This is a genomic window from Saccharothrix hoggarensis, assembly GCF_052936025.1.
The window spans coordinates 5,832,401-5,848,062 of sequence record NZ_CP193624.1 but is presented as its reverse complement, the minus strand read 5'-3'; the positions used below and the strand labels follow the sequence as shown (position 1 = coordinate 5,848,062).

Here is a 15,662-nt window from a genome sequence, read left to right as displayed (position 1 = left end):
GCTGGGTCAGGGTGAACAGCGGTCCGGCAGTTCGGCCGGGGCCCGGTGCAGGTGACTTTCGGGTGCGGCAGCCGTCGACCAGATCGACGTTGTCGATGCTGGGCTGCTGCGGTTGCGATTGCTTTGCGTTCTCGAGCGCGTTGAGGCGGCCGGCACAGCTCGGGGCGGGCGACGAGCAGCACGTCGACCCGGTTCTCGTCGGCGAGCGTGGTGATCACGTCGGGCGTAGGCCTCGACGGCGCGCATCAGCGATCGAGGGAAGCTGGCCCGACGGCGAGTTCGTCGCGGCGAACAGCGCCATCAACTCGTCGGTGGGCACGGCCCCTTCGTCATCGGGGTGTCGGTGTGGGGCCGTGTTCGTCCTCAGGGTGCTTGACGACCTCGGCTCCCCACTGCTTCGTCAATTCCCGGCTCTACTGTGACCGCCGCGGGCGGGTCGGCGCGGAGCAACGCGTCGCTCGCGAGCAAGTCGTCCCGGCACAGGTAGCGGACCCGAGTCCGTTGCCAGCCTGCGATCACTCCGTGGCGCTCGATCCGCTTGATCTGCGCGAGGTGACTGTCGGCATACGGTGATTTCTGATAGCCGTCCACCGTGAAGCAGTAATCGGTACCGGGCCGATCAGCTACGGGAAGCGTTGTCCACGCAGCCGGTGATCGAGCAGGCCGAGGGCATGCTCATGCTCGTGCGCGGCTGGACGGCAGCCGAGGCGTTCGACGCACTACGCGAGACCTCTCAGCACCAACGTCAAACTGCACGACGTCGCGGGCATCGTCGTGGCGTCCGGTGGCCCGGAGCGGCCGCCCCTGCCGGACCTCGGGGCGGTTCAGGCGGTGGTGGCGGGAATCCGTCGTCCGGTGAAGGGCAGGTCCATCGGATGACGCGCGAACCCCACCACCTGACACGTCGGTGTCCGTCCCGCAACTCTCGACGTGGCACAGGCTTGGGGACGGCGTCCTGTCGTATTCGGAGCCTGACCCCAAGCCTGTGCCGCTATGTCGGCCGTACGCTGACTAGCTCGACACCTGGACCAGCGACCACTGCTGTTCGAGCAGGTTCCGGTCCGGCCACTGGATGACCTGGGCGCCGTCGGCGGTCGAGCCACCGGCGACGGTGAGCAGCTTCCCGCTGTGCCGGGCGCGGATCTCGTAGTGGGCGCCCACGGGTTCGAGCGTGTAGGCCTGGTCGAGCCCGTTGTTCTGCACCCACTGGACGGCTGTCGCGGCGTCGGCGGTGCTGGTGCCGAGGATGGACACGGCGCGGCCGCTGTTGCGGTTGAGCAGCGTCCGGTTGCCGCCGCCGATGTCGGTGACGTGCCAGTGCTGGTTGAAGCCGCCGTTGTCGGCCCACTGGACGAGGTTGGCGCCGTCGGCGAGGTCGGCGCCGTAGGCGTCGAGGACCTTGCCGCTGCGCCGGTTGACCAGCTTGTAGTACGGCCCGGCGGATCGGCCGAAGTCGATGTCGGCGTGACGGATGGCGCCGAATCCGGTGACGATCAGGACGCGGCCCGTGCGGGGGACGTAGGTCAGGTTGCGGCTGTAGCCCGCCTCGATGGTGGTGAGTTGCCGGGTCCAGGCGCCGGTGCTGCTGCCGCTGGGGTTGACCCAGACGTCACCGCTGCCGTGGGCGTTGTAGATCAGCCGGCCGTCGGGGGTGCGGATGATGACGGGGCTGCCGCCCGGCGTGACCGCCGGGGATCCGGAGGTGACCGGGAGGGCGGTGATGTTCGTGCCCGCCTGACCGCCGACGGAGAAGAAGTCGAGCGGGTTGGAGGAGATCTTGTAGCGCACGTTGTCGCCGCCGCCGAAGTACTCGTAGGTCAGCATCCAGCGGCCGTCGGAGGTCGGCACGACGTTCGGCATGCCCGGACGTCCACCGCCGATCTGGTCGACGCCGCCGACGCTGTGCGTGTAACCCGCGACGTCGAGCACCGGAGCGCTCCACCCGCTGGACGCGGTGCCGTTCCACGTGCGGTGGGCGATGACCTGCCCGTGGGAGTCGGCGGCCGTGGTGTTGTCGGCGCGGGGGATCAGGACACCGGTCGAGGTGTTGTAGCCGGTGTAGTCGTTCTCGTCGGAGTAGTAGGCGACGAGCTGGTTGTTGTACACCATCAGGTACGGCTCCCACACGGGGTCGACCTGCCGGTAGGTGTTGGCGCGGGCGATGCGCTGGCCGATGGCGCCGGCGCTGCCGCCCTGCCAACCGCCGGTGGTGATGATGTTGAGGAAGTTCCAGGACGCGCCCTGGTCGGTGCTGGAGTACAGGGCGATCGCCATGTCGCGGCGGTCGCCGTCGTTGGTGGGCACCCAGTTCGGGTTGGAGGCCTTCTGCTCGGTGTAGTACACGTCTTCACCGGAGACCACTGTGGACAGCAGCAGCGTGCCCGCGCTCAGGTTGCCGACGTTCTGGGGCAGGACGTAGAAGTAGGGGTTCGTCCAGCTGCTGGTGTACCTGGCGTGCGCGGGGTTGCTCGACGTGTACGCCGGTGCCCGCACGTCGGACAGCCACTGCCACGTCGTGCCGTCGTCGTCGCTGCGGTAGACCGGGATGACCTGGCCGACCGCCGTGCCGGATGGGCCGACGGTGGCCTTCTCGAACGCGGCGACCAGGCGACCGCTCGGCAGTGCGGCCGCCTTCGGGTACACGACGCAGTTGCCGAGGCCCTTGGTGCACTGAGCGGTGGAGGGGAGTTGGTAGATGGTGCGGGGTGTGGGGCTGACGGCTTGGGCGGGGACGGCCGGCAGGGTCAACGCCGCGGCGCCGGTTACCGCGATCATGGCTCTGGCGAGCCATTTCCTTACCCGGCTCGTGGTTGTGCGCGATGACGTCATCGTCTTCTGCTCCTGAGAGGGGAGGGGATGAGGTGGCTCGGCGGCAACGCCCGGTGTGGCGGGCGGGTCAGGGGGAGGGCGGCTGTTCGAGCAGGACGCGGACGTCCCACGCCGACAGGTCGATCTGCCGCCCGGCGGGGAGGACTTCGCCGGTGAGGACGTCGTGGCAGTCCACGGGCGCGGTCACGGAGGTGGGTTGCCAGGACCAGTTGTGCAGGAACCGCAGGCGGCCGCCGCTCGCCGCGGTCGCGCCGGTCGACGTGACGGTGTCGGGCAGGTCGTGCCAGGCGGTGGTCCGGTGGCCGGTCGCCCAGCGCAGGAGGGCTTCGGCGAGGGGTTGGTCGGGGACGGTGCCGACGTGGGTGATGCGTCCCTTGCCGGTGGCGCGCGTGGTGATGGCGGGCCAGCGGCCGAAGTGCGGGTGCCGGTAGTGGGCGAGCACGGTCGCGCCGTCGGGTCGCAGTCCGTCCACCCACCGGGTCGCGGTGGCGCCTTGGGGGAGCGGGAAGGCCTCCGGGTCCGCGGACTCCACTTCGACGGGCGTGTGGATGGTGCTGAACTCGTCGTACCAGACACCTGCCGCCTCGGCGAGCCTGGCGGGCATGCGGTCGGTGCGGGCGCGGGCTTCGTGGTCGGCGTAGCCGGTGCGGGGGCCGAGGACCAGGTGGCCGCCGGCGTGGGCGTAGTCGCGCAGCCAGTCGAGGGTGTCGTCGTCGGTGAGGTACAGGCCCGAGGCGATGAGGACGGGGTACCGCCGGACCGCGTCCTCCACGTCGCCGGTGCCGAGCCGGGCGGCGTGCAGGACCCGGGTCTGCAGGCCGGCGTCGAACGCGCCGCGGTAGAACGGCTCGGTCAGGCCCTGGTAGGCGCGCTCGTCCGGTGTTCCGTCCGGATGTGACAGGGCGGGGTACTTCTGCATGATCCACCGCGTGGGCATGTCGAACACCAGGGCGACGTCCGCGTCCGGTGTCAGTCCGGCCACCAGCCGGCCCGCGCGCTTGAACTCCTCACCGAGCCGGGCGATCTCGGCGTAGGCGCGGCCGGGTGTCCCGTTGTGGGGGAGGATGCCGCCCCAGTACGTCTCGGTGCCGAAGTGCAGCGTGTGCCAGTGCCAGTAGCCGATCATGCGTGCGCCGCGGGCGACGAGCGCCCAGGCGGCTTGGCGCCATTGGCCGTCGTAGGCGGGTCGGCTGTCCCAGGAGAAGCCGATGTGGGAGGCGTTGGTCTCGGTGACCAGGAACGGGGCTTGGTGGGAGGAGTACATGCGGTCGGCGGTGAGGTACAGGGCCCAGGCGCCGTCGGTGGTCCAGGTTTGGGTGGGGGTGCGGGTGTCGGGAAGGGCGAGGCCGTCCTGCATGACGTAGTAGGCGTTGCCGGAGGTGATGTCGAGGTGTTGGGCGAGCCGGTCGTCGTCGAACGCGGGCCGGTCGTAGGCCAGGCACGTGGTGACGAACTGGTCCTCGTCGGCGTACTCGCGGACGATCCCGGCCTGCCAGGCGATGAACTCCTCGGTCTGCCGTGCCTGGAACCGCCGCCACGCCAGCTCGTACTGCGGTTGGGCGTTGCCGTCGGGCAGCCACAGGTCGGCCCAGGTCGAGAGCCGGTGCGACCAGTACACCAGGCCCCACTCGCGGTTGAGTTCCTCGACGGTGCCGTAGGTGTGGCGCAGGTGGTCGACGAAGCGCTGGAAGACACCGTGGTTGTGCAGCAGTTCCAGGCCGGGTTCGTTGTCGACCTGGAAGCCGATGACCGACGGGTGGTCGGCGTAGCGGCCCACGACCTGTCGGATGACACGTTCGGCGTGGTGGCGGAACGCCGCGTGGGTGAAGTCCACTTCCTGGCGCGCGCCCCACGGGATCGGTTCGCCGCTGGCCCGTTCACCGGCGATCTCCGGGTAGAGGCGGGTCAGCCAGGGCGGCACCGCGTAGGTGGGTGTGCCGAGGATGACGGCGATGCCGCGTTCGTGCGCGCCGTCGAGGACGGGTTGGAGCCAGTCGAGGTCGAAGCGGCCGTTCTCCGGTTCCCAGGTGGACCAGACCGACTCGCCGACCCGGATCACCGAGAAACCCGCCTCGACCATCAGGTCCAGGTCCGTCTTGAGCCGCTCGGTGGGCTGGTACTCGTGGTAGTAGGCCGCACCGAACAGGACGGTGTCGGGGATTTCGGGCATGGTCGGGTGACTCCCCACGGTGGTCGGGGGACCGGGCGGCGGCGCCCAGGTCCGGGGTACTACTCCTTGACGGCGCCGGCCGAGAGGCCGGACTGCCAGTAGCGCTGGAGCAGGACGAACGCGGCGATGAGCGGGATGATCGACAGCAGCGACCCGGTCACGACGGCGGCGAGCAGTTCGGCGTTGGCGCCGCTGCCGCCGACCGCCTGCGCGGACCAGGAGGCGAGGCCGACGGTGACGGGGAAGTAGTCGGGGTCGTTGAGCATGATCAGGGGCAGGAAGTAGTTGTTCCAGGTCGCGACCAGCGTGAACAGCAGCACCGTGACGAAGCCGGGGGTGAGGCTGCGCAGGGTGATGCGGAAGAAGATGGTCAGCTCGCCCGCGCCGTCGATGCGCGCGGCTTCCAGCACGTCCTCGGAGACCGCGTCACGGGCGTAGACCCACATCAGGAACAGGCCGAACGGGCTGACCAGCGACGGCAGGATGATCGCCCACGGCGTGTTCACCAGGTCGACCTCGCTGAACAGGAGGTAGGTCGGGATCGCCAGCGCCGTGGTCGGGACCATGATCGTGCCCAGCACCAGGCCGAGCAGCAGGCCGCGGCCCCGGAACGCGTACCGGGCGAAGCCGTAGCCCGCGAAGGTGGCCAGGAACGCGGTGCCGACCGAGCTGACCGCGGCGTACAGCAGCGTGTTGGCCAACCAGCGGCCGAATACCCCGCCGTCGTGGGTGAACGTGCGGTGGATGTTGTCGACCAGCGAGAAGTCATCGGCGAACCAGAGGCCGAAGCTGGAGAACAGGTCACCGGTGTTCTTGGTGGACGCGATCACCAGCCAGAAGAGCGGGAAGAGGAAGTAGACGAGCAGCGCGCCCATGCCCAGGGTCAAGACGGTGCTCCGGCGTTGGGCGCCCGGCCGCCATCCGGTCGTGGTCATCGGCGGGAACTCCTGCTCGTGAGGAACAGCACCGCGTACGACACGACCAGGATCACCAGGCCGAGCAGGAACGAGACCGCGGCGGCGTAGTTCACCTGCTGCGAGGTGAAGGCCAGGCTGTAGGCGTAGAGGTTGGGCGTGTAGGACGAGGTGATCACGTTCGGCGCGAGCCGTTGGATCAGGTCGGGTTCGGCGAAGAGCTGGAAGCTTCCGATCACGGAGAAGATCAGGCACAGCAACAGCGCCGGTCGCAGCGCGGGGATCTTGATGTGCCAGGCGACGCGCAGCGCTCCGGCGCCGTCGATGGAGGCGGCCTCGTAGCGGTCGGCCGGGATGGTTCGCAGCGCCGCGTACAGGATGATCATGTTGTAGCCGGCGAACTCCCAGGTCACGATGTTGCCGACGGCCGGCAGCACGAGGGTGTCGCCGAGCAGGTCGGGTGCGGTGAAGCCGAGCCGGTCGCCCAGCTGGGCCAGCGGGCCGAAGTCCGGCCCGTACAGGTAGCCCCACATCAGGGTCGCGACCACGCTGGGCACGGCGTAGGGCAGGAACACCCCCAGCCGGAACAGCCGCGCGGCGCGCAGCACCCCGCTGTCGATGGCCAGCGCGGCGACGAGGGCGACCAGCAGCATGACGGGGACCTGGACCAGGAAGAACACCGCTACGCGGAGCACGCCGTCGACGAGTTGTTCGTCTTGGAGGGCTTTGACGTAGTTGTCCAACCCGACGAACGCGGTGCCGCCGACCAGTTGGTCCTTGAACAGGCTGAGGTAGCCGGCGTAGCCGAGGGGAAGCAGGAACAGCAGGACGAAACAGGCGAGGAACGGGGCGATGAAGACGTACCCGCGGTTGGCGGTGTGCCTTTGGTGCTTTTGGCGCGTGCGCCCGCGGGGCGGCTGGTGCGGTGCGACGGGCGGCGTCGCGACAGTGGTGGTCATGGCGAAGCTCTTCTCACGGCGGGCGGCGGAACGCGGGGGAGAGGAGTGGCCTCCCGTCGTGGTCGAGGGGAGGCCACTCGCCGACCTAGCGCGCGGTGACGGTGAAGCCCTGGTCCTTGGCGTAGGACGTCAGCCGTGACTGCCACTGGTCCGTGGCCGCGGCCACGTCGCCCTTGTCGGCCAGGGCCTTGCCCGCTGTCTCGGTCCAGTCCTGCACCGACTGGTCCAGGAACGGCGGCCACTGCCAGCCGAGGTCGACCGTGCCGCTGATGTCGGCGAACACCTGGTTGACCGCCTGGCCGCCGAAGAAGTCGGACTTCGCGCCGGTGAACGCCGGGTCGCCGATCAGCGCCGTGGTCGCGGGGAAGAAGTTCTGCTTGGTGTTGAACATCTTCGTGGACTCGGGGTCGGTGTTGAGGAACTCGGCGAACTCGGCGGCGGCGATGGCGTTCGACGTGCCCTTGATGACGGCGGTCGTGGAACCACCCCAGTTGCCCGAGGCGGGCTTCGCGGCGTCCCACTGCGGCAGGGGCGCCGCCCGCCACTTGCCGGCCGTCGACTTGGCGCTGCCGCCGAGGAACGCCGGACCCCAGGCGGCGGTGAGCCAGGTGGCGTACTTGCCGCTGTTGAAGCCCTGGTACCAGGTGTCGGTGAAGTCCGGGTCCGTCGAGACCACGCCTTCCGCCGCCAGACCACCCCAGTAGTCGGCGACCTTCTTGGACGCCGTGTCGTTGACGGAGAGCCCCACTGTGGTGCCCTCGACCGAGTACGCCTCGGAGCCTGCCTGCCACATCAGGCCGTGCCAGCCCGCGGCCTCGTTGGCGGCCATGTTGGTCAGGTACACGTCGGGGTTCGCGGCGTGCAGCTTGCGCGCGGCGGCGGCGAACTCGTCCCAGGTCTTCGGGACGTCGATGCCGTACTGCTCGAACAGGTCCGCCCGGTACAGCATGCCCATCGGGCCCGTGTCCTGCGGGTAGGCCAGGATCTCGCCGCCGGGGCCGGTCACCTGGCTCCACGTCCAGTCCAGGAACTTCGACTTGTTGGCCTCCGCGCCGTGGGGGCGCAGGTCGACCAGGCTGTCGGTGATGGAGAACGTGGGGATGTACTGGTACTCGATCTGGGCCAGGTCGGGTGCGCCCTTGCCGGCCTTCAACGCGGTGCGCAGCTTGGTGTAGGCGTCGGCTCCCTGGCCGACGTTGACCACGTCGACGTCGATGGCGGGGTACTTCCGCTCGAACAGCGCCACTTCCTGCTCGATGTCGGGCACCCAGGTCCAGAACGTGAGGGTGGTCGGCGTGCTCATGGCCTTGTCGACGTCGGCCTGGCTCACGTTCTCGGCCGGGCCGGGATCGGAGGACGACGGTGCGCCGGAACAGGCGGCGAGCGCGAGCGTGGCGCACGCCACCAGGGCGAGCAGGCCGCGCCGGCTAGGATGGGAGGGGGAAGTCGGCATGGGGACCAGTCCTTTGCGGTACCGACGGGCGTGTCCGCGCCTACGTCGGTGTCATGGCTTCTTCGCCGGCCGCATCCGTCCGACCGCGGTTCGCAGCCGTGGGTCGGGGGTGCGGCCGGCACTCAGTGCTCCGGGTGTTCACGCCTGCCGGCGTGCGCGGCGTGCGGTGGTCCTCCTTCCGGCGGGCGGTGGCGCCGTCGACTCCCGGACGACGAGCTCGTGCACGTGCTCCGGCGGTGGCGCCGGCGGGGTGTCCGGCGAGTCGAGGAAGTCGACGAGGTAGGTCAGCCCGGTGGCGGCCAGCACGGCGTTGTCCGAGCTGACCGTCGTCAGCGGCGGCCAGGTGTGCGCGGCGACCGGGATGTCGTCGAAACCCACCACGCTCACCTCACCGGGCACCGACCGGCCCGCCTCGTGCAACGCGTGCATCGCACCGATCGCCATCTCGTCGTTCGCCGCGAAGACCGCCGTCACGCCGGGGTCGTCGGCCAGCACCCGGCCGATCCGGTAGCCGTCCCGGGCGGTCCAGTCACCCTCCACGGGCTCCGGCACCTCCGCGCCCGCGGCGACCAGCGCGTCCCGCCAGTGCTGTGCCCGTTCACGGGCCGCCCACCAACGCCGCGGCCCCGCGATGTGGTGCACCGTCCGGTGCCCCAGCGCGAGCAGGTGCCTCGTCGCCTCCGCCGCCGCGTCACCACCCTCGGCCGCGCGCACCGACAGCACCGTGGGCGCGTGGACCACCGGCGCGGCGCCGAGGGCCAGCACCGGCACGTCCACGACCAGCGGCTCGCCGCCGTCGTCCACCGGCTCGGACAGGATGATCGCGTCGACCCCCTGCACGAGCAGGCTGTCCACGGCGCCCGCCAGGCCGGCCGGGTCGTCCTCGAACGAGTTGACGATGCTCAACGAGTAGGCGACCTCGCGTGCCGCTCGTTCCAACGCCACCAGCAACGACGACGGCCCGAAGTGCGCCGTGCCGTGCGACACCACGCCGATCCGGTTCGTCCGCCCGGTGAGCAGGGCACGCGCGGCGCCGTTCGGCCGGTACCCCAGCCGTCGGGCCGCGGCCAGCACCCGGTGCCGGGTGTCCTCGGTGACGTTCGGCTCGTTGTTGAACACCCGCGAGACCGTCTTCTGCGAGACACCGGCCAGCCGTGCGACGTCGGTACCGCCAGGGCGGCGCCCACGACCGCTCGGAAGCGTCTCCAGGTGCGACATGAACTCTCCGTTGCGCCCGTGTGTCTACGTAGTCACGCCACTGTCTACGTAGTCATGCCGGGAAGTCAAGAGCCAGGACTCGTTGGCCTCACCGTGGAGGGTGTGCCGCAGCGCGTGAAGCCCTTGAGCGCTTCGCCGGCGAAGGTGGATGGAGCGTGGATTCGCGCTGGTAGTCGGCCGTGTTAAGCAATGTTAGCGATAACATCAATCGCTCGTACAGAAGGGCGTCCGGAGTGGATCTTCGTTTTAGACACCCCTTGGGTTGCTCATTCCGATCTGTTAGCGTTAACATCGCCGCCGTGACGTGAGTCACCACGTGGGACCACCCGCCTGGGTGCCGGTCGTCCGGACCGACCGGCCAGTGAACACCTGGCGGTTGTCTCGCGAAGCCGTCGATACCCCGCCCCGCGACCACTCGATGCCGCCTCGGTGATCGCGCTGCCACACCGGACGAAGTGCCGACCCGTCCGGAGCTCGACCACGCCCTCCAACGCAGAAGGGTTCAACCATGATCCGCAGGAGAAGGGGCTTACTCGCGGCGGCCTTGGCCCTGGCGACCGTCGCGGTGCTGCTGCCGGTGACCGGTACCGGCGCGCAGGCCGCGTCCGGCTCGTTGCGTTCCGGGAACCACGAGCTGGTCCTCACCACCGGTCCGACGAGCCAGTCGGTGGTGGTGCGCGACGTGACCAGTGGTGCGTCGGTGCTGGCCGAGCAGCAGCCGATGCAGGTGGTCGTGAAGAACGGTGAGACACCCGCCGACGTCAACGGGCAGTACGCCTCGGTCGTGCTGGAGGGCACGCGGCTGGTCGGCACCGGTGACGTGCGCAGCCGCAACGGCAGCGTGTTCCGGTTCCGGGACAGCTACGAGGCCGCGCCGGGCGGTGGGTTCGGCGTGACCCGGACGGTGACCGTGGTGACGGCCAACGTCGCCGACCAGGGCTTCAACTCCCGCTTCACGATCGGTGCGACGGCTCCGCGTCCGTTGCAGGACTACCAGTTCCTCGCGCCCGGCGTGATGTACGACCGCAACCGGACCGTGCCGGCGGGGGCGTTGGGCAGCAACCTGAACGACAACTACCTGTACTTCCGCGAGATGCGGATGCCGTTGCCGTTCGTGATGATGCACGACCCGGGCAGCGGCTTGGACGTGAGCCTGGCCCACCAGAACCCGCGTGCGGTGTCACCGGTGGACGAGGGCAGCGGGGCCTGGTTGGTCAACGGTGGGATCACGCACGCCGCGCTGGGCGCGCAGCGGGTGCCGTCGAGCAAGCTGGCGATCGTGTACCCCGGCATGGAGGGGGAGAAGAACTACGTCAACCGCGGCGCGGCGTGGGTGCGGCGCAGCAACCCGGTGACGGCCGGCTACACCCAGAGCTACCAGTTCCGCTTCCGCGCGCACCGGACCGCGGACTTCGGCGCGGCGGTGCGGGATTCGTGGCGCTACCACTGGGACATGGCCAACCCCGAGATCACGAAGGTGCCGATCGAACAGGTCTACCGGTCGTCGGTGGACGTGCTGGCGTCGTACCAGGGGAACTGGGGTGGGGCGCCGGGGTTGCCGTTCAGCGTGTGGATGGACGGCACCGTGCGCGAGGTCAGCTACCAGATGGGGTTCGTCGGCCAGCAGATCCCGGCGGCCTACCTGATGCTGCGCGACGGATACGTCAACAACCGCCCGGATCACGTCACCAAGGGACGGCAGGTCCTGGACTTCTGGGCGGCGAACTCGTCGGCGCCGTCGGGTCTGCCCAGGACGTGGTACGACGTGAACCCGCCGGGGTGGCGGAGTTTCTACCCGACCTACCTGCGCATCGCCACCGACGGCATGGAGGGCATCCTCAAGGCGGCGCGGTTCATGCGTGCCCGCGGCACGCCGGTCGCGTCGTGGGAGTCCTACGCGCGGCGGTTCGGTGATTGGCTGGTGGCGAACCAGAACGCGGACGGGTCGTACTACCGGTCCTACAACCTGGCGGGCACCGCGCCGGACAACCAGGCCAAGTACAACACGCACAACGCGATCCCGTTCCTGATGGAGCTGACCGCCTACACCGGCGACACCCGGTACCGCACGGCGGCGCTGCGCGCGGCGGAGTTCGCGTGGCAGACCGTGCACCTGCCCTCGGCCTACGTCGGTGGCACGCCGGACAACCCGAACGTGACCGACAAGGAGGCCGCGAGCCTGGCGTTGCGGGCGTTCCTGTCGGCCTACGACCACACCCGGGACCAGCGGTGGTTGCAGGCGGCGCAGCGGGCCGCGGACTTCGCCGAGACCTGGCAGTTCGCCTGGAACTACTCGGTGGCCTCCAGCCGCCCTGCCTACGCGAAGTACGGGGTGCGGGGCCAGAGCATCATCGCGACCGGGCACTCGGCGATGGACACCTGGCAGTCGGGGATGCTGTTCGACTACTACCGGCTCTACCGCGCCACCAACGACGGCCACTACCTGCAACAGGCGCGGTTGCTGGCCAACAACACCAAGTTGACCACCCAGTACCCCGGCAACCCGCTGGGATACGGCCGGGACGGCCTGCTGGAGGAGGCCATCGGCCTGGCCGACCTGCGCTACGGCGGGGTCAACCTCTGGCTGCCGTGGAACTCCGTGGCGCACGCCGAATCGCTGGCGATGTTGCAGGACACCTACGGCAACATGGACATCGACGTGCTGACCGGCAACCCGCCCGCCGGCCCGAAGCAGATCCGCAACCGGCACAGCGACCTGTGCCTGGACGACTACAACGCCGTCACCACACCGGGTGCCGAGGTGCGGCAGTGGACCTGCAACGACCTGCCCGTCCAGGACTGGACCCTGACCCCGGTCGGTGACGGCTACTACGAGGTCCGCAACGGCCACAGCGGCCTGTGCCTGGACAACAAGGACTTCGCCACCGCGCCCGGTTCGGTGGTGCAGCAGTGGACCTGCAACGGCCTGCCGGTCCAGCAGTGGCGAATGACCACCACCAACGGCACGACGACCCTGGTCAACCGGCACAGCGGCCTGTGCCTGGACAACTACAACTGGGGCACCGCCCCCGGTTCCGAAGTCCGGCAGTGGACCTGCAACGGCCTCGCCCCGCAGGACTGGAGCGTCGCCTAGAGCCGCGCCGCGGCCCCCGATCCCCTGTTCCACGTAAATCCCCTGAGGAGTGATTGTGCTGTTCGCTCAACGTCGAGGAACGGTCTGGCGGGCGATGTCGTTCGTCGCCGCCGTCGTCGCCGGGCTCATCCTGAGCCCGATCAGCCAGCCCCAGGCCGTAGCCGCGCCTGGTCCGTCGTTCACCAACCCGGTCGTGCCCGCGCCCAACAGCGCGGACCCGACGTTGGTGCAGTTCAACGGCAACTACTACTACGTCGCCACGACGTGGACCTCCGACATCGTCATGCGCCGGTCCTCCACCATCGCCGGCTTGCGCAGCGCGCCGGAGCAGCTGGTGTTCCGCTCCAGCGGCACGGTGATGTGGGCGCCGCACCTGGAGCAGATCAACAACCGCTGGTACCTGTACTACTCCGTCGAGCTGGCCGGTGCCCCGCGCCGTACCCACGTGCTGGAGAGCGCCGGAAACGACCCGGCCGGCCCCTACACCTACCGGGGCATCCTGAACCTGATGCCCAACAACGGGTGGGCGATCGACGGCGCGGTGCTCAAGCTCAACGGCGCCCTGTACTTCCACTTCTCGGCGTTCCACTCCGACGGGTTGCAGTCGCTCTACATCGCGCCGATGTCCAACCCCTACACCGTCTCCGCCTTCGGAACCCGGATCTCCGCCCCGACCCTGGCGTGGGAGCGGCAGGACGGCGCGGTCAACGAGGGGTCGTTCGCGTTGCAGCGGGGCGGCCGGACGTTCCTGACCTACTCGGCCAGCCACTGCAACGGCCCCAACTACAAGCTCGGCATGCTGGAGTACCGCGGCGGGAACCCGCTGTCGGCGTCGTCCTGGTCGAAGTTCTCGAACCCGATCTTCCAGCGCAACGACGCCAACGGCGTGTTCGGCCCCGGCCACCACTCGTTCTTCACCTCGCCGGACGGCACGGAGACCTGGATCGCCTACCACGCCAACGCCTCGGCCTCCCAGGGCTGCGGCACCACCCGCACCACGCGGGTGCAGAAGATCTCCTGGAACGCCGACGGCACCCCCAACCTGGGCGTGCCCGTCTCCACCTCCACCGTCCTGGCCGGCCCCTCGGGCGAGGTGAACACGACCACGCGGGCGCACCTGCGCAACCAGCACAGCAACCTGTGCCTGGACGACTACAACTGGGTCACCACGCCGGGCGCGGAGGTGCGGCAGTGGACCTGCGCGAACGTGCCGGTGCAGGACTGGTACCTGACCCCGGTCGGTGACGGCTACTACACCGTCGCCAACGGCCACAGCGGCCTCTGCCTGGACAACAAGGACTTCGCCACCGCCCCCGGTTCGGTCGTGCAGCAGTGGACCTGCAACGGCCTGCCGGTCCAGCAGTGGCGGATGACGACCACCAACGGCGCCACCACGCTGGTCAACCGGCACAGCGGCCTGTGCCTGGACAACTACAACTTCGGCACCGCCCCCGGCGCCGAAGTGCGCCAGTGGACCTGCACCGGCGCGGCCAACCAGCAGTGGATCGTCGGCTGACGACCACCTGACCGGCGAACGCGCCTGACCACGAGCACCGGCCTGCAACCCGCGTGACCAGGTGCTCCCCACCCTCGGCGCGAGGTGGGGAGCACCTGCGGTCCGTGCGGGCGTTTGCGTGGTCCGGCACGCTGCTCACTGAGCACTGCAGGCCCGGTAGTTGGCGATCGAGCGGTTGGTGAGGTGACCACAGTTGGTCACACCCTCTGGCACTCCGCTCGACACGCCTCTACTGATCGGCTGGAGAAGTGGCGTGGATGAGGGAGCGGACCGAGTCGCGGATGACGATGTGGGTGCCCAGCATGACGTGCTCGGCCGTCTGGGACTTGGCCCGCACGCGTTCGAGGGCCATGCGCACGGCGGTGCGGCCCAGTTCCTCGTGTGGCACGTGGACGGTGGTGAGGTCGATGTCGGCGGACGGGGGCAGGTCGTCGAAGCCCACCAGTGAGATGTCGTCGGGGACCCGCAGGCCGTGCTCGCGCAGCGCCTGGCGGGCGCCGGCGGCGATGAGGTCGTTGCCGGCGAAGACGGCGGTGAAGTCGGGTGGTCCGGCGGCGAGCCGTTCGCGGATCATCCGATAGCCCTCGCTGCGCTCCATCGTGCCCTCGACCTCCAGGCCGGGGTCTTGGGGGACGCGGTAGTCGGCCAAGGCCTTGCGGTAGCCGGCGATGCGGCTCTCCGGCGTGCTGTAGCCGTCACGGCGGCCCAGGAACAGGATGCGGCGGTGTCCCGCCGACAGCAGGTGGCTGGTGATGGCGTGGGCGCCGCCGATGTTGTCGTACTCCACGACGAGGGCGGGCACGTCGGGGCCCAGCGGCGGGCGTCCGCACAGGACCAGCTGCGAACCGGCCAGGCCCAGCGCGCGGGCGTAGTCCGCCATGCGCTCGCGGTAGGCGTCGTCGGCCACGACGTTGCCGACGAGGATCACGCACTCGGCGTGCTCCTCGCGCATGAGCTGGATCGTGGCGAGCTCGCGTTCCGGGTCGCCGCCGGTGGTGCCGACGATGCACAGCTTGCCCTCGACGGCGGCCTGGGTCTGCACGCCTTGGGCGACGTGGGCGTAGTGGGGCGAGATGACCGAGTTGACGACGATGGCGACGCTGCGGCTGCTCGCACCGGCCAGCCCGCGGGCGTTGGCGTTGGCCACGTAGTCGAGCTCGCGGACGGCCCGCATGACTTTGGTGCGGGTGGCCGGCGCGCTGGGGTAGGTGCCGGAGAGGATGCGCGACACCGTGGCGACGGAAACGCCCGCGTGCGCGGCCACGTCGCGGATCGTCGTGGGCCGCGGCCCTCCGTTGTCGGCCGCCGCGCGCCGGACCATGTCGCCCCCTTGCCGCTGAAACCCCGTGGTAAACCGCTTACACCGATGCTTCCGGCTGGTTGTCGCCCTGTCAAATCACATGGGTAGTGCAGTGGGAGCGGGCGCTCCCCAGGTCGAATGCCCACTGCTCAGACGACAGTAACCGCATCCCCGCTGAGGCGCGTGACTATTGACACGAACCCCTGTAG

The 15,662-nt window shown here is 69.6% G+C and carries 10 protein-coding genes; 3 read left to right on the top strand and 7 right to left on the bottom strand.

All coding sequences use genetic code 11. The features are described from left to right. The first annotated feature begins 671 nt into the window (after window positions 1–671). Window positions 672–1,076, top strand: a complete 405-nt coding sequence (locus ACRAKH_RS26295; RefSeq protein ID WP_380723166.1) for an ANTAR domain-containing protein — start codon at window positions 672–674, stop codon at window positions 1,074–1,076. Here the strand turns inward: ACRAKH_RS26295 and ACRAKH_RS26290 are convergent. The 6 genes from ACRAKH_RS26290 to ACRAKH_RS26265 all read right to left on the bottom strand — a co-directional run bounded on the left by ACRAKH_RS26290 (window position 1,012) and on the right by ACRAKH_RS26265 (window position 9,543). Then, entirely contained in the window at window positions 1,012–2,775 is a 1,764-nt protein-coding gene (locus tag ACRAKH_RS26290; protein WP_380723162.1) for an RICIN domain-containing protein, read from the bottom strand. The genes ACRAKH_RS26295 and ACRAKH_RS26290 overlap by 65 nt on opposite strands. 121 nt (window positions 2,776–2,896) lie before the next feature. Then, window positions 2,897–4,999: a beta-galactosidase gene (locus tag ACRAKH_RS26285; protein WP_380723161.1), complete on the bottom strand. Its 2,103-nt coding sequence runs from the start codon at window positions 4,997–4,999 to the stop codon at window positions 2,897–2,899. Between the two features lie 59 nt (window positions 5,000–5,058). Next, window positions 5,059–5,934 carry a carbohydrate ABC transporter permease gene (locus ACRAKH_RS26280; RefSeq protein WP_380723159.1) on the bottom strand — a complete coding sequence of 292 codons (876 nt, stop codon included), beginning with the start codon at window positions 5,932–5,934 and terminating at the stop codon, window positions 5,059–5,061. Next, window positions 5,931–6,872, bottom strand: a complete 942-nt coding sequence (locus ACRAKH_RS26275) for a carbohydrate ABC transporter permease (RefSeq protein WP_380723158.1) — start codon at window positions 6,870–6,872, stop codon at window positions 5,931–5,933. The genes ACRAKH_RS26280 and ACRAKH_RS26275 overlap by 4 nt, the downstream gene beginning before the upstream one ends. Before the next feature lie 85 nt (window positions 6,873–6,957). Next, window positions 6,958–8,325 (bottom strand): ABC transporter substrate-binding protein, encoded by a 1,368-nt coding sequence (locus ACRAKH_RS26270; RefSeq protein WP_380723157.1) that lies wholly within the window; start codon window positions 8,323–8,325, stop codon window positions 6,958–6,960. Between the two features lie 138 nt (window positions 8,326–8,463). Beyond that, window positions 8,464–9,543, bottom strand: coding sequence for a LacI family DNA-binding transcriptional regulator (locus tag ACRAKH_RS26265; protein WP_380723155.1), 1,080 nt, complete (start codon window positions 9,541–9,543; stop codon window positions 8,464–8,466). Window positions 9,544–10,051: 508 nt separating this feature from the next. Here ACRAKH_RS26265 and ACRAKH_RS26260 point away from each other — a divergent pair. Together ACRAKH_RS26260 and ACRAKH_RS26255 are read left to right on the top strand one after the other, a co-directional pair. After that, window positions 10,052–12,637 carry an RICIN domain-containing protein gene (locus ACRAKH_RS26260; RefSeq protein ID WP_380723153.1) on the top strand — a complete coding sequence of 862 codons (2,586 nt, stop codon included), beginning with the start codon at window positions 10,052–10,054 and terminating at the stop codon, window positions 12,635–12,637. 94 nt (window positions 12,638–12,731) lie between these two features. Next, window positions 12,732–14,153 (top strand): family 43 glycosylhydrolase, encoded by a 1,422-nt coding sequence (locus tag ACRAKH_RS26255; protein WP_380723151.1) that lies wholly within the window; start codon window positions 12,732–12,734, stop codon window positions 14,151–14,153. Window positions 14,154–14,382: 229 nt separating this feature from the next. Here ACRAKH_RS26255 and ACRAKH_RS26250 read toward each other — a convergent pair whose 3' ends face one another. Continuing rightward, window positions 14,383–15,474 carry a LacI family DNA-binding transcriptional regulator gene (locus ACRAKH_RS26250; RefSeq protein WP_380723149.1) on the bottom strand — a complete coding sequence of 364 codons (1,092 nt, stop codon included), beginning with the start codon at window positions 15,472–15,474 and terminating at the stop codon, window positions 14,383–14,385. Window positions 15,475–15,662 lie beyond the last annotated feature (188 nt).

Coding starts and splice junctions, on each gene's coding strand:
- ACRAKH_RS26295 (WP_380723166.1), top strand. CDS start 672: ATGCTCATGCTCGTGCGCGGCTGGACGGCAGCCGAGGCGTTCGACGCA.
- ACRAKH_RS26250 (WP_380723149.1), bottom strand. CDS start 15,474: ATGGTCCGGCGCGCGGCGGCCGACAACGGAGGGCCGCGGCCCACGACG.
- ACRAKH_RS26255 (WP_380723151.1), top strand. CDS start 12,732: ATGTCGTTCGTCGCCGCCGTCGTCGCCGGGCTCATCCTGAGCCCGATC.
- ACRAKH_RS26285 (WP_380723161.1), bottom strand. CDS start 4,999: ATGCCCGAAATCCCCGACACCGTCCTGTTCGGTGCGGCCTACTACCAC.
- ACRAKH_RS26260 (WP_380723153.1), top strand. CDS start 10,052: ATGATCCGCAGGAGAAGGGGCTTACTCGCGGCGGCCTTGGCCCTGGCG.
- ACRAKH_RS26290 (WP_380723162.1), bottom strand. CDS start 2,775: ATGATCGCGGTAACCGGCGCCGCGGCGTTGACCCTGCCGGCCGTCCCC.
- ACRAKH_RS26270 (WP_380723157.1), bottom strand. CDS start 8,325: ATGCCGACTTCCCCCTCCCATCCTAGCCGGCGCGGCCTGCTCGCCCTG.
- ACRAKH_RS26280 (WP_380723159.1), bottom strand. CDS start 5,934: ATGACCACGACCGGATGGCGGCCGGGCGCCCAACGCCGGAGCACCGTC.
- ACRAKH_RS26265 (WP_380723155.1), bottom strand. CDS start 9,543: ATGTCGCACCTGGAGACGCTTCCGAGCGGTCGTGGGCGCCGCCCTGGC.
- ACRAKH_RS26275 (WP_380723158.1), bottom strand. CDS start 6,872: ATGACCACCACTGTCGCGACGCCGCCCGTCGCACCGCACCAGCCGCCC.